General features: G+C 73.1%; 9 protein-coding genes. 4 read left to right on the top strand and 5 right to left on the bottom strand.

What is annotated here, in order from left to right; all coding sequences use genetic code 11:
• Window positions 1-78 precede the first annotated feature (78 nt).
• On the top strand, window positions 79-837 hold the full coding sequence (locus ACZ6R6_RS32330; RefSeq protein ID WP_470099759.1) for a DUF72 domain-containing protein: 759 nt from the start codon (window positions 79-81) through the stop codon (window positions 835-837).
• A gap of 162 nt (window positions 838-999) precedes the next feature.
• On the opposite strand, the gene ACZ6R6_RS32335 is transcribed toward ACZ6R6_RS32330, so the two are convergent.
• Window positions 1000-2787, bottom strand: coding sequence for an ABC transporter ATP-binding protein (locus ACZ6R6_RS32335; protein WP_470099761.1), 1788 nt, complete (start codon window positions 2785-2787; stop codon window positions 1000-1002).
• A 247-nt stretch (window positions 2788-3034) separates the two neighbouring features.
• Window positions 3035-5863 carry a class IV lanthionine synthetase LanL gene (gene lanL, locus ACZ6R6_RS32340; protein WP_470099763.1) on the bottom strand — a complete coding sequence of 943 codons (2829 nt, stop codon included), beginning with the start codon at window positions 5861-5863 and terminating at the stop codon, window positions 3035-3037.
• 380 nt (window positions 5864-6243) lie between these two features.
• Here lanL and ACZ6R6_RS32345 point away from each other — a divergent pair, with 380 nt between their 5' ends.
• Together ACZ6R6_RS32345 and ACZ6R6_RS32350 are read left to right on the top strand one after the other, a co-directional pair.
• Complete coding sequence (locus ACZ6R6_RS32345; protein WP_470099765.1) at window positions 6244-7362, top strand: LLM class flavin-dependent oxidoreductase; 1119 nt, start codon at window positions 6244-6246, stop codon at window positions 7360-7362.
• A gap of 61 nt (window positions 7363-7423) precedes the next feature.
• Window positions 7424-8071: an FMN reductase gene (locus tag ACZ6R6_RS32350; RefSeq protein WP_470099767.1), complete on the top strand. Its 648-nt coding sequence runs from the start codon at window positions 7424-7426 to the stop codon at window positions 8069-8071.
• A gap of 173 nt (window positions 8072-8244) precedes the next feature.
• Here ACZ6R6_RS32350 and ACZ6R6_RS32355 read toward each other — a convergent pair whose 3' ends face one another.
• Window positions 8245-9936 (bottom strand): penicillin-binding transpeptidase domain-containing protein, encoded by a 1692-nt coding sequence (locus ACZ6R6_RS32355; protein WP_470099769.1) that lies wholly within the window; start codon window positions 9934-9936, stop codon window positions 8245-8247.
• A 170-nt stretch (window positions 9937-10106) separates the two neighbouring features.
• On the opposite strand from ACZ6R6_RS32355, the gene ACZ6R6_RS32360 reads away from it, so the two are divergent.
• Window positions 10107-10388 (top strand): aldo/keto reductase, encoded by a 282-nt coding sequence (locus ACZ6R6_RS32360; RefSeq protein WP_470099771.1) that lies wholly within the window; start codon window positions 10107-10109, stop codon window positions 10386-10388.
• Here the strand turns inward: ACZ6R6_RS32360 and ACZ6R6_RS32365 are convergent.
• A complete protein-coding gene (locus ACZ6R6_RS32365) occupies window positions 10345-11862 on the bottom strand; it encodes a hypothetical protein (RefSeq protein ID WP_470099773.1) in 1518 nt (505 codons plus the stop codon). The two genes, ACZ6R6_RS32360 and ACZ6R6_RS32365, sit on opposite strands and share 44 nt — an antisense overlap.
• Window positions 11863-11960: 98 nt before the next feature.
• On the bottom strand, window positions 11961-12554 hold the full coding sequence (locus ACZ6R6_RS32370; protein ID WP_470099775.1) for a phosphoribosylanthranilate isomerase: 594 nt from the start codon (window positions 12552-12554) through the stop codon (window positions 11961-11963).
• Window positions 12555-12954: the final 400 nt, after the last annotated feature.

The raw sequence follows: 12954 nt of genomic DNA on the forward strand, positions 1-12954 counted from the left end.
CCCCCGCCGGTGTGGCTCCCGCGGCGGCGGGCAGGACTCGACCGTGGAGCGGGCGGGGATCGACGGGGCTGAACCCTCATGATGCGGGTGGGGACCTCCGGCTGGCAGTACACCGACTGGCGCGGGGTGCTGTACCCACCCGGTGTGCCCCAGCGTCTGTGGCTGGAGCGGTACGGCGAGTGCTTCGAGACCGTCGAGAACAACAACACCTTCTACCGGCTGCCGGCCCGCCAGACCTTCGAGAGCTGGAAGGACCGCACCCCTGACACGTTCGTCATGGCCGTCAAGGCGAGCCGCTTCCTCACTCACGTCAAACGGCTGAGGGATCCCGAGGAGCCGGTCGGACGCCTGATGGGGGCGGCCGGCGGCCTGGGTGCCAAGCTCGGGCCGGTCCTGCTGCAGCTCCCGCCGACGCTGACCGCCGATCCCGGACTGCTCGGCGCCTGCCTGGACTGCTTCCCCGCCCACGTGCGGGTCGCCGTCGAGCCGCGGCACGCGTCCTGGTGGAGCGACGCCGTCCGTGAGGTGCTGTCGGCGCACGGCGCGGCCCTGTGCTGGGCCGACCGCCTCGGCCGTCCGCTGACACCGCTGTGGCGGACCGCCGACTGGGGTTACCTGCGCTTCCACGAGGGCGCCGCCGATCCCTGGCCGGCCTACGGCGACGGCGCCTTCCGTTCCTGGCTGCGCCGGCTGGGCGGGACGTGGGACGAGCGCTGCGAGGTGTACGTGTACTTCAACAACGATCCGGGCGGCGCCGCGGTCCGCGACGCCGCCCGCTACGCGGGACTCGCGCGCGCCGAGGGGTGGCCCGTGAGCCGCACACCCTCCGGGGTCTAGGGACGCCGGAGCGCCCGGCCGGGCCCCGGGCACGCCGGGCGGCGGCCGGCCCCGGCGGGTCACCGCGACGGGTCGGGCGGCCTCCTCCGGCAGGTCACCGTGACGGCTCGGGGCGACCCCGGCGGGTCACCGTGACGGACCGGGGCGACCTCCCCCGGCGGATCAGGCGCCGGTCTGCGCCCGGACCATCCGCGAATACAGCCCGCGCCGGTCGCCGAGCAGGTCCAGGCGGGTGCCGTGCTCCACCACCCGGCCGCCGTCCAGGGCCACGACGGTGTCGAAGGACTCGAGCACGCCGAACCTGTGAGTGATCATCACGGTGGTCCGCCCCGCCCGTTCGGCCAGCACCGCCTCGACGACCTCCGACTCGGTCAGCGGGTCGAGGGCGGAGGTCGCCTCGTCCAGCACGAGCACGGGCGTGTCGGCCAGGAGCGCGCGGGCCAGGGCGACGCGCTGCCGCTCGCCGCCGGACAGCAGCGCCCCCCGCTCGCCCACGAGCGAGTCGTAGCCGTCCGGGAGCGCGGTGATCCGCTCGTGGATCCGGGTGATCCGGCACACGCGCACGAGGTCGTCCATCGCGGCGCCGGGAGCGGCGTATCTGAGGTTGTCGGCGACCGACCCCTGCAGGAGGAAGGGGTCCTGGGTGGCGATGCAGATCCGCCCCGGCAGCGGCGCCCTGATCTCCTCGCCGTCGATCGCCACCGAGCCCTCGGTGGGCGGGTGCAGCCCGGCGATCAGGTGGCCGAGCGTCGTCTTGCCCGAGCCGCTCGGGCCGACGACCAGCGTGGCGGAGGCGGCGGGGATGCCGAGGCTCACGCCGTACAGGGCGGGGCGGTCCTCCTCGGCCGCGCCCGGGTAGCGGAAACCGGCCCCGCGGACGGCGAGCGCGCCGGGGCCGGAGACGGGGCTCCGCCGCGGCCCCGGTCCGGGCTCCGGCTCCGGCTCCGGCTCGGGACGGAGGTCGAGGTAGCCGAAGACCCGCTCGAAGGCGCCCAGGGCGGAGCGGAACTCGGTGACGACGTGCAGGATCTGCCACAGGGGCTGGTAGAGCCTTGCCTGCAGCACGGTGAAGGCGGCCAGCGTGCCCGGGGTGATCCCGTCGGTCAGCCCGGCCGCCACGAACACCAGATAGGGGGTCAGCACGAAGAAGACGTGCCCCACGCTCATCACCCACTGGGCCACCATCCCGGCGCGCACCCCGAGCCGCGCCAGCCGCTCACTCTCCGCGGCGAACCCGGCGGCCTCGTCGTCACGCCTGCCGTGGACCCTGGCCAGGGTGACACCGCCCAGGGACAGGCGCTCGGCGACGATGGAGGACAGCTCCGCCCGGGCGCGCTGGCTGACGGCCGACAGGTTCTCGAGCGCCCGCCCCGACCGGGAGGCCACCAGGAGGACGAGCGGTGCGAGGACCAGGGCGACGCCCGCGAGCGCCGGTGACAGGGCGGCCATCGCCCCGGCCGCGACCACGGATCCGGTGACGCCGGAGAGCATGCCGGGCAGGGTGTCCTTGACGGCGTACTCGATCTGCGCGGTGTCGCCGGCCAGCCGCGACTGGATCTCGCCGCCCCGCTCGGTGGCGAAGAAGGACAGCGGCATGCGCTGGAGGCGGCCGAACATCTCCGTACGGAGCCTGTGCACCACGCGCTGCGCGACGCGGGCCGACAGCCACGTCTGCCCGAGGTCCACCACGCCCACCGCGCAGGCGACGGCCGCGGCCAGCCCGGCGATCAGGGCGAGCAGCGGCAGGTCGGGGCCGCCCGGTCCGAACAGCGCCCGGTCGAAGACCTCCCGGGTCAGCAGCGGGACGGCGGCGTTCAGGGCGGAGTAGGCCGCGATGAGCACGACGACGGCGCAGATCGCGGCTCTGTAGGGGGTGAACAGCCGCACGACCCTGCGCCGGGTCCCCGGGACGGGAGAGGTCTCCGGAGCGGAGGGGGGACGATCGCGCACGGCCGCACCTGTCCTTGCCTGTGTCCTTGCCTGGTGATCGAACAGAGCCCCGCCCGCCCGTCTCCGGGCGGGCGGGGCCTTCACGTCAGTCGCCGGTCACCTCAGTTGTCGGTGCAACCGAAGTGCTTGATGCAGTGGGTCAGCCGGAGCGCCTCGTTGGCGGCCGGCTCGATCTCCTGAAGAGCCTGCAGGTCCTCAACATCGAAGGACATGGTCTTTCCCTCCTGTGCATCACGGGGCCGCCTCTTTACGGCCCGCTCTTTCCTTCATCGCCGTCCCGTCGCAGACGGCGAGCATTGGGGGCGTCGCCGGGCATCCACAGCCGGGGATGCCGGTGGCGCAGCCGGAGGAGGAAGGCGACGGTGCCCGCCGTACCTCCGAGGAAGGTCGGCGCCGAGCCGCCGTCGTGGTCGGGGACCAGCAGCCGGCCGGACCGGTCGACCGCCCTGGTCTCCAGGCAGGCGGCCAGGTCCAGCGCCCACCGGTGGTAGCGGTCCTCACCGGTGAGGTCGGCCATGTCGAGCAGGAACTCGCCGTCGCCGGACAGCCCGTGGCACGGCACCGGGCCCGACTGCCACCGGGTGCGGTGCACGGCCGTCGCCGCCCCGCGCGCGAGCTCCAGGGCGAGCGGGTCACCGGTGGCGTGCCAGTGCCTCACCAGGAACGAGCCGATCCCGGAGGATCCGTTGCACCAGTACGGCCGGCGCGGGCGGACCGTCTCCAGATCGCCGCGTAAGGTCGGCCACCAGGCGGTGTCCCCGTCGACGTCCGCGTGCGCGTAGAGGGCACGGGCGATCTCGTGCGCGGTCGCCGTCCAGTCCGGCCGGTCCAGGGTCCGGCCGGCGTGCAGCAGCGCGGTCCCGATCCCGGCGATGCCGTGGGCGTAGCCGAAGTGGTTGGCTCCGGCGAGGCCGGAGTCGAACGTCTCCGGCGTCGGCCACTGTGGGTGCCCGTCCAGATACGACCGGGCGCCGTGCAGGTTCCGGAACGTCTCGGCGGCCTGTTCCCGCAGCGCCGGATCACCCGATCGCAGCGCGACGCGCAGGACCGCCATGCCGCATCCGGCCAGCCCGTGCGTCACGTCCGGGCTGGGATGGTCGGTCGGCAGCAGACTCGCCGCCCGCACCGCGGACCGGGCCAGCCCGGCGTCGCCGAGGGCCGTCGCGGCGTCGTACAGCGCCCACACCGCGCCGGAGCGTCCGAAGTAGAGGCCGGGCCGCCAGACGTCCTCCTCCTCCAGCCGCCGCAGCAGCCGGTGGGCGAGCCCGGCGACCGCGCCGGCCGCCTCAGGCGCGGGCATGGCCGACGTCAGGACGGCGAGGATGCCCGCCGCGCCACCGTGTACCGAACACGGGTCCGGCTCGGCCCCGCCGGAGACGTCCGGCTGCGACAGCAGGCCGCCGTCGCGCGTGTCCACCGCCTCCACCAGGTGCGCGATCCCGTCGTCGATCAGCCGGTCGATCCGGCTGGGCGGCCGGGCCACGCCCTGCTCGGGGAGGCGTCCGGAGGTGCGTGGGGGGCCGGAGCGCGCGGGGACGGGCACCGAACCCGACCGCTCGGAAACGACGGCCGCCTCAAGGACGGACACGGAGCTCGACAGCTCGGAAACGACGGCCGGCTCAGGCACGGACACGGAACCCGACCGCTCGGAAGCGAGCGCGGCGAGGAAGCGCTCGCACCGCTCCAGCGGCCAGCGCCGTTCCGGCTCCGCCGCCAGCAGCCCCTCCGTCAGCGGCCGCAGCAGGGCCAGTGTGGGGTTGGCGGCGGCCACCGCCGCGACCCGGCCGAGGCCCGGCGGGTCCAGGTGGGCGCCGACCGCCAGGAAGTACGCCATCGCGCCGAGGCTGTAGAGGTCGGCGCTGCCGTCCGGCGCGGGCCGGGGCTGCCCGACGTGGTCGGCCAGCTCCGGCGCGAGATAACCCGGGGTCCCGGCCACCATGACCGTGGCGCCCGGCACGGCCGCGTGCTCCAGGTCGATGAGCCGGAGCCCGCCGTCGGGCAGCAGCATCACGTTGCCCGGCGACAGGTCCCCGAACACGTGGCCGCGGCCGTGCACCGCCTTCAGCAGCCCGACCAGTCCCCCGACGACGGGCAGCACGTCCGCCGCCCCGTTGCCGAACCCGTCGTCGCCCAGCGGCCCGGTGTTCCCGTCGGACCAGCGCTGCAGCGTGATCCCCGGCACGGACTCCTCGACGAGGAAGACATGCCCGCCCTGCTCGAAGAAGTCCACCACGGCGGGCACCGCTCCGGTCCCCGCGAGCTCCTCCAGGCAGGAACGCTCCGCCGCCATCCGGTCCCGGGCGTCCTTGCCGCGCAGGTCGGCGCAGGCGTGCGGGCGGCCCTCCTTGACGACCACCTCACGCCCGGTCTTGGTGTCCTCGGCGAGATACACCCCGCCCCGGTTGGCATGCCGTACGGCCCGGCGGACGACGAAACGGCCGTTCAGCATGACCGCGGCCGCCCCGGGGCGCCGCTCCGGCGCGGGATCGTCGAACGGGCAGATCGCGAACGGCGGCGGGGAGAAACGCGGCCGCCGCTCGTCGAGGACGAGCCGGCCCTCCGGCGAGCGCAGCCGGATCTCGTAGAAACCGTCGTTGCCGAGCACCCGGTGCCCGCCGAAAGCGCCGTAGCGATAATGCACGATCCCGCCCGGCCGGTAAGGACGGTCTGAGAGGATCACGGGCCCGGGAAGGCCCCGGGTGGCCTCGTCGAGAACGGCGGCCAGACGCACCGATTCCGCGTCGTCGCACGGATAGACGGTGACGAACTTCCCGGCCTGCGCACGGCTGCAGTGCGGTTCGAGGAATTTCCAGTAGTCGCCCAGCCGGGCGGGGAACTTGAAGGCGCAGCCGGCCTCGACCAGCACCCGCGAGACACGGGAGAGGACCACGGGGGCGGAGAGCATCGTCGCCGAGACGTGCAGCTTCCATCCCTGGTCAGGGAGGGCGCAGGGGTCCGGCGCGACCTTGCACCAGAGGGCGTCCTCGGCGACCGACCAGCCCTGCGCGCCGGCGCGTCCGAGCTCGGCGGTCACGATGTCGCGCAGGATGGCCGGGTCCGTCGAATACGTTCTCACGTGCGCTCACCCCCGGTCCGTCGTGGCTGTCTCCGGCTGGACAAGAGATTGGCCGACGGTTCTTGTAAAAGGTTGGAGATTTAATTGCACACGAGGTGGAAGCGCGTTTGTTCCGGCGAAAAAAATCTTCCCGCCAAAATGGCCATGTCATTATCGGATTTGTGCTCGCGCCCGGCGGCGCCCCGCCCGGCTCAGCGCTCCCGTCCAGCTCATCGCCCTCGCCCGGCCCACCCTCACCATCCGGCCCGTCCCCACCTCCCGCGGGCCCCGCGGGAGGTGGGATCGGGCGATGCGGACACGGGGCCGAAGGTCAGGAATAATCCGGCCGTCACGGTGTTGAGGGTAGTTGAAAGTTAAATGACATGAGGAAGGTGGGAACGATGCAGTTCGGGATCTTCACCGTGGGCGATGTCACCACAGACCCCACCACCGGCCGGACGCCGACCGAGCACGAGCGGATCAAGGCGATGGTCACCATCGCGCTCAAGGCGGAAGAGGTCGGGCTGGACGTCTTCGCCACCGGCGAGCACCACAACCCGCCCTTCGTGCCGTCGTCGCCGACGACCATGCTCGGCTACATCGCGGCCCGGACCGAGCGGCTCATCCTCTCCACCTCCACGACCCTGATCACCACCAACGACCCGGTCAAGATCGCCGAAGACTACGCGATGCTCCAGCACCTGGCCGGCGGGCGCGTCGACCTGATGATGGGCCGCGGCAACACCGGGCCGGTCTACCCCTGGTTCGGGCAGGACATCCGCCAGGGCATCCCGCTGGCGATCGAGAACTACGCGCTGCTGCACCGGCTGTGGCGCGAGGACGTGGTGGACTGGGAAGGCCGCTTCCGCACTCCCCTGCAGTCCTTCACCTCGACCCCCCGCCCGCTGGACGGGGTGCCGCCGTTCGTCTGGCACGGCTCGATCCGCAGCCCCGAGATCGCCGAGCAGGCCGCCTACTACGGCGACGGATTCTTCGCCAACAACATCTTCTGGCCCAAGGAACACTTCATCCGCCTGATCGAGCTCTACCGCGAGCGCTTCGCCCACTACGGGCACGGCACGCCGGAGCAGGCCATCGTCGGGCTCGGCGGCCAGGTGTTCATGCGGAAGAACTCCCAGGACGCCGTGCGCGAGTTCCGTCCCTACTTCGACAACGCGCCCGTCTACGGCCACGGCCCCTCGCTGGAGGAGTTCACCGACCAGACGCCGCTCACGGTGGGCAGCCCGCAGCAGGTCATCGACAGGACCCTCACCTTCCGGGACTCCTTCGGCGACTACCAGCGCCAGCTGTTCCTGATGGACCACGCCGGCCTGCCGCTGAAGACCGTGCTGGAGCAGCTCGACATCCTCGGCGAGGAGGTCGTGCCCGTGCTCCGCAAGGAGTTCGCGGCCGGGCGCCCGGCCCAGGTGCCGGACGGCCCCACCCACGCGGCCCTCGTCGCCCGCCGCGCCGCCGAGGCGGCCGGGGAGCCGTCCGTCCCCGCCGGCTCCCCGGCCTGACCGGCCCACGCTCGCACCCCGCGCGCCCGGTGGGACCCGCGCGCACCATGAAGGAGAGTAGATGAAGCCCCTGAAGCTCGTGGCGGTCTCGGCCGGCCTCAGCCAGCCCTCGTCGACGCGGCTGCTGGCCGACCGCCTGGCCGAGGCGGCCGGGCGGCACCTGGCGGAGGAGCGCGCGGCCGAGGTGCGCGTGGTCGAACTGCGCGACCTCGCCACCGACATCGCCAACAACATGGTGACCGGGTTCCCCGGCGCCGCGCTGCGTGAAGCGATCGAGGCGGTGACGGAGGCGGACGGCCTCATCGCCGTGACGCCGATCTTCACCGCCTCCTACAGCGGCCTGTTCAAGTCGTTCTTCGACGTGATCGACAACACCGCGCTCGTCGGCAAGCCCGTGCTCGTCGCGGCGACCGGCGGCACGGCGCGGCACTCCCTCGCCCTTGAGCACGCCCTGCGCCCGCTCTTCGTCTACCTGCGCGCGATCGTCGTGCCCACCGCCGTCTACGCCGCCTCCGAGGACTGGGGCACGGGCGGGGACACGCGCACCGACGACCTCGCCGCCCGCATCACCCGTGCGGCCGGGGAACTGGCCGACCTGATGCTGCGCCGGCCGGCGACCACCGGGCGGACCGACAGCGGACAGACCGGCACCGGGCGGGTGGACGCCGTCATCCCGTTCGAGCAGCAGCTCGCGGCACTGCGCCCCTGAGCGCCCCGCCGCGGGCAGCGCCCCGCCGTAGTCGCGGCCGGCCCGGGTTCCGAGCAGCCGGATCCCGAGCAGCACGGGACTACGGCCGGCGCGGATCCCGAGCAGCACGGGATTACGGCCGGCCCGGGTTCCGAGGGGCACGGATCCCGATCGCCGCGAGGCTCCGGTCGGCGCTACAGCGCCTGGAGGAACCTCGCGGCGATCGGCGCCGCCACCCTGCCGCCGCTGCCGCCGTTCTGTACGAACACCGCGAAGGCCAGGGAGTCGCGGTAGCCGATGAACCAGGCGTGGGCCTGCGCGCCGCCGACCTCCGCGGTGCCCGTCTTGCCGGCGGTGCCCGGCGGGAGGCCGGCCTGGGCGGCCGTGCCCTGGGTGACCACGGCGTCCATCATCGTGCGCAGGCCGGCGACCACGCCTCCGTCCAGCGGCACCGGTGCCGGCAGGTCGGCGGAGGGCTCGGCGGTCATGACCGCCGGTCTCCAGACGCCGCTCGCGACCGCCGCGGCGACCTCGGCCATGCAGAGCGGGCTGGCCTGTACCGAGTTCTGGCCGATGGCGTCGGAGCCCAGCTCGTTCAGGTCCCCGGACGGCCGGATCCGGCAGAAGCTCAGGCCGGGCTTCTCCCGGAATCCGAACCGGTCGGCGGCCTCGGCGCGCAGCCGGTCGTCGCGCAGCCGGTCGTAGGTCTGCTGGACGAAGGTGGTGTTGCAGGAGAGCGCGAAAGCCGTGGCGAGGGACACCGTCCCGTGATCGGCGCGGTCGTCGTTGGTGAAGCTCCTGGCGTTCGGGATGGTGTAGGAGGCCGGGCAGGTGACCGGCGAGTCCGGGGTCAGCCCGGTGCCGAGCAGCGCGGCGGCGGTCACCACCTTGAACGTCGAGCCGGGCGGGTAGAGGCCGTTGAAGGCCCGCTTGCCGCCCAGAGTGTCCGCCACCGCCCGGACCTGGGCGGTCTGGAGGTCGAGGGCCACGATCGCGGCCGGACTTCCCAGCCCGTCCAGGGCCCGGGCGGCGGCGGCCTGCACGGGCTGGGAGATCGTGCTCCGCGCCTCCGTGGGTGGCGGGGCCGGGGAGGCCAGCAGCACCCGGCCCGAGGGGGCCTCCTCCAGCACCAGGACGGCCGCCGTGTCGTCCAGGCCGGTGACGTAGTCGCCCACCCTGCTGTCGCGGGGGAACGGCAGCCCCTCGCGGGTGAGCACGGCCGGACGGCGGACCCTGCTCTCCCGGAGCCGCAGGCTCCCGCCGTTCTTGAGGGAGGGGTGCAGCGTCTCGGACGTCCAGAGCACCTTCCACGCGCCGGAGCGCAGCGCCAGGCGCAGGACCGCGGAGAACTCCCACCGGCCCAGCCCTGTCACCTCCCGCACCCCCCGGAAGGCGACCTCGGCCGCCTCCCCGCCCTGGCGGCGCAGCTCGCCGGGGGCGATGGACAGCGACGCGACCCGCAGCTCGGCGTCGAAACGCCGGTGCCGCTCGGCGAAGTCGGCCGGCGGATCGGCGACCAGGCCGCTCATCGAGGGGAAGTCGCCGGCCTGCCAGGCGGCGAAGTATCTCGCCGCGGCCGGTCCGGGACCGTCCGGCGGAGGCGGCGCCGGAGCGGACGTGGGCGGGACCGACGGCACGAGAGGGGGAACGGGCGGCAGGGTGGACGGCAGGGTGGACGGCACGGCGGCGGGAGGGGGCGCCGAGGTGAGCGGCGCGGCGGGGGTGGGCGTCAGGGACGACGGCCGCCCGGCCCTCCCCTCGGCGAGCCCCGGCCGCCGGGGCGGCGAGGCCCCCACTGCGTCCGGTATGGTCACCAGCCCGTACGCTCCGACAGCGACGACCGCCACTATCGTGACGGCCAGCGCGAGGAGCCACCGCCTGTTCATCCCGTGATACCCCCTTGATCCCCACGGCTGTATATCAGCGGCGGAGCGGAGCGGGCCAGGTCCACATCCGGCCAGGCACGGCCCGATCGGGGCGGAGCGCCGGCGCGGGAGAGCAGATCCTGGGGACGGATCGGGGATCGCCCGCATCCTTCTCTCCACAGTCTTTGATCTTGATCTGGCAACGGGCCGTCCACCCGATCACCGACCTGCAGATCGAATACTCCCTGTTCAGCCGCGGCATCGAGGGCGGTGTCCTGGACGCCTGCCGGGAGCCGGGCATCGCGGTCACCGCCTACGGAGTGCTCTCCTACGGGCTGCTGAGCGGCACCTGGACCCAGCAGGTCACCGATTCGGATGAGGGCCCGCACCGGTGGCGGCGCGGGCCCTCGCGTCAGCCGCGATCCTCGCTCAGAGGCGGCAGGAGGCCTTGTAGTGCCCCACGTTCGACGTGACCGCCTGCGGGGTGCCCGGGAACAGCTCCAGCCATACGGACGCGCTGGTGTTGTAGGTCGGCTGCATCCCCAGCACCGCGTACTCGGTCCGGGGGCCCTGGTCGTGGAAGAAGGCGGTGCGCACCGCCGACGTCCGCGTGTAGGAGCCGAAGTCGAGGACCCACCGGTAGGGCACCCGGCCGGGCCCCTTCGCGGTGATGTCACCGGACAGGTACTGGCGGTAGTCCGCATTCCAGCCGCAGTAGTAGAGATACAACGACTCCTTGGCCACCTTGACCGACTCGACCTGCGCGTCCGCCGTCGGCGGCGTGCCGCCCTCGCAGGTCACCGTGGAGGTCGCCACGTCCGACCTGACCCCGTTGACCTCGATCGCCAGGGAGACGACGCCTCCCCCGGTGATGGGCCTGTGCGCGGTGAAGCTCCGGTGCATCTCGTTGAGCCTGACCTCTTCCACCGGCCCCGGGACCCCGTTCCAGATCCGCCGGAACTTGACGATCGCCGGCTTCTTCTCCGCCTCGAACCTGACGGAGAACGGCAGGTCCGCCGCGCCCTCGTCACTGTCCGCGGGCGGGCAGGGGCCCCGGTAGTTCGGACGGAGCGCCGTCACCGTGACGGTGGCGTCGGTCGCGTCGGTGCACTTGATGGCGTAGGGGAACTTGTTGGAGACCGCGGACCCGGCCGGGGAGAGGATCTCGATGGCCCGCCAGCCCGAACGGGTGTCGAAGGCCACCCGCTCCTCGTAGTTGACCGGGACCTCGGTCGCGCCGTCCCGGGCGAACTCGCGGGTCTGCTCCTGCGACTTCCAGCCGTTGCTGTCGATCCACCGGTACTTCACGGTCGCCGGGACCCGCGACACCTTGAGGGTGCCCGTGGTGTTCCAGTAGAACGGGGTCCAGCAGGGCCCCTCGTAGTCCCCTCGATTTATCCCGGTCACCGTCGCCGACGCGGTGACCTGCGGGGCGGTGGGCGTCCCCGAGGTCGTCGGCCTCGGAGTCTCGTTCGGGACCGGGGTCGCCGGCGGCGCGCTCGGCGTCCGGGTGGGCGAGGGCGAGGCCGGCGAGGTGGGCCGGACCGTCGAGGCGGGATCCGGCTGGACGGTGACCGATCCCTGGCAACTCACCTGGAAACGGGCCTTCTTCGACGTCCTGCCCCGCGTGCCGAGAATCTGCAGCGCCTGCCAGCTTCTGGTGTCGGTGGTGAACGTGCGCCGGTCCCAGAGCGTGACCCGGCCGGTCAGCACGGCCGTCCGTACGGCTCCCGCGGCACCGTCCCCCCGCAGCCAGCGATATTTGATCTTGGTGCCGGGGCGGCCCTTGACCACCGCCGCGAAGCTGACGTTCACCGGGCAGTCACCGTTGTAGCGCGCCGGTGACGCCTTGGCGGCCGACACCGTAACCGGACCGGAAGCCGCGGCGGCCGGGGTGGCCACCGCGACACCACCGATCGCGGCTCCCATCGCGAGAATCGCGATCATATTTCTTACATTGGAAATCACGGGCCCGAAGGGTAGACGCCGTCACTTGGATCTCACTGGTCACCGACTTGCGGCCACCGGTCAGCGGGTGCGCCGGGTCATCCGGCGGCGCGGGCGGCGGTGACGAAGCTTCTGATCAGGCCGGCGTCCTTCACCCCGGGCGCGACCTCCACGCCGCTCGACACGTCGACGCCCCAGGGCCGGGCGGCGGCGATCGCCTCGGCCACGTTCGACGGGTCCAGACCGCCCGCCAGCATCCAGCGGCCCGCCGGGCGGCCGCGCACCGCCGCCCAGTCCCACGGCTGCCCCGAACCGGGCCTGGGCGCGTCGACGATGAGCAGGTCCTCGTCGAAGGCGCCGCAGCGCAGATCCGCGCCCGCGGCTCCGGCGCGGATCAGCGTGAGGCCGAGGTCCTTCAGCGCGGTGAAGTCATCATGCGGGTGGTCGCCGTGCAGCTGGACGGCGCGCACCCCGGCCTCCAGCGCGGCCGCCCGGATCTCCTCGGGGGTCTCTCCGGCGAACACCGCCACGGTCAGCACGTGCGCGGGCACCGTGGAGGCCAGCTCGCGTGCCCGCGCCGGGGTGATCCGCCGGGGGCTCCTGGTGAGGACGTAGCCGATCGCGTCGGCTCCCGCCTCGACGGCGGCCGTCACATGCTCGGGCTCACGCAGCCCGCAGATCTTCACGTACATCCTCCGCACACTATCGGCGCGGGGCGCCTCGGGCCGCCACGCTCGGGTCGGCCGGCAGCAGGGGTTGGACCCGTGCCCAGGTGTCATCGGCGAGTCCGTGGCGACGGATCATGTGCTCTGTCGAGCCACGTCATCGTGGTCCGGTCGGGAAACCGGTCAACGGCCGGGGAGTGTGAGGGGCCGGTGGGCCCCTCACACCGAGGTTGGGGCAGAGCCCCGAAAGACACGGCCCGAGCGCGGACCGCGCGCAGCGCGGAGGCTCAGCGAGGCCCGCGCCCGGCGCACAGTGATCTACAGAACAGGGCCTAGTACTACAACAGCATTTCGTTGTGTAGGAGGTGTCGCCGTTGATAGTGGCTGGTACGGGCGCGGTGCTGGTAGAGCCTTCGGCGGTACGACC

The sequence above is a fragment of the Streptosporangium sp. NPDC048886 genome (assembly GCF_055586905.1).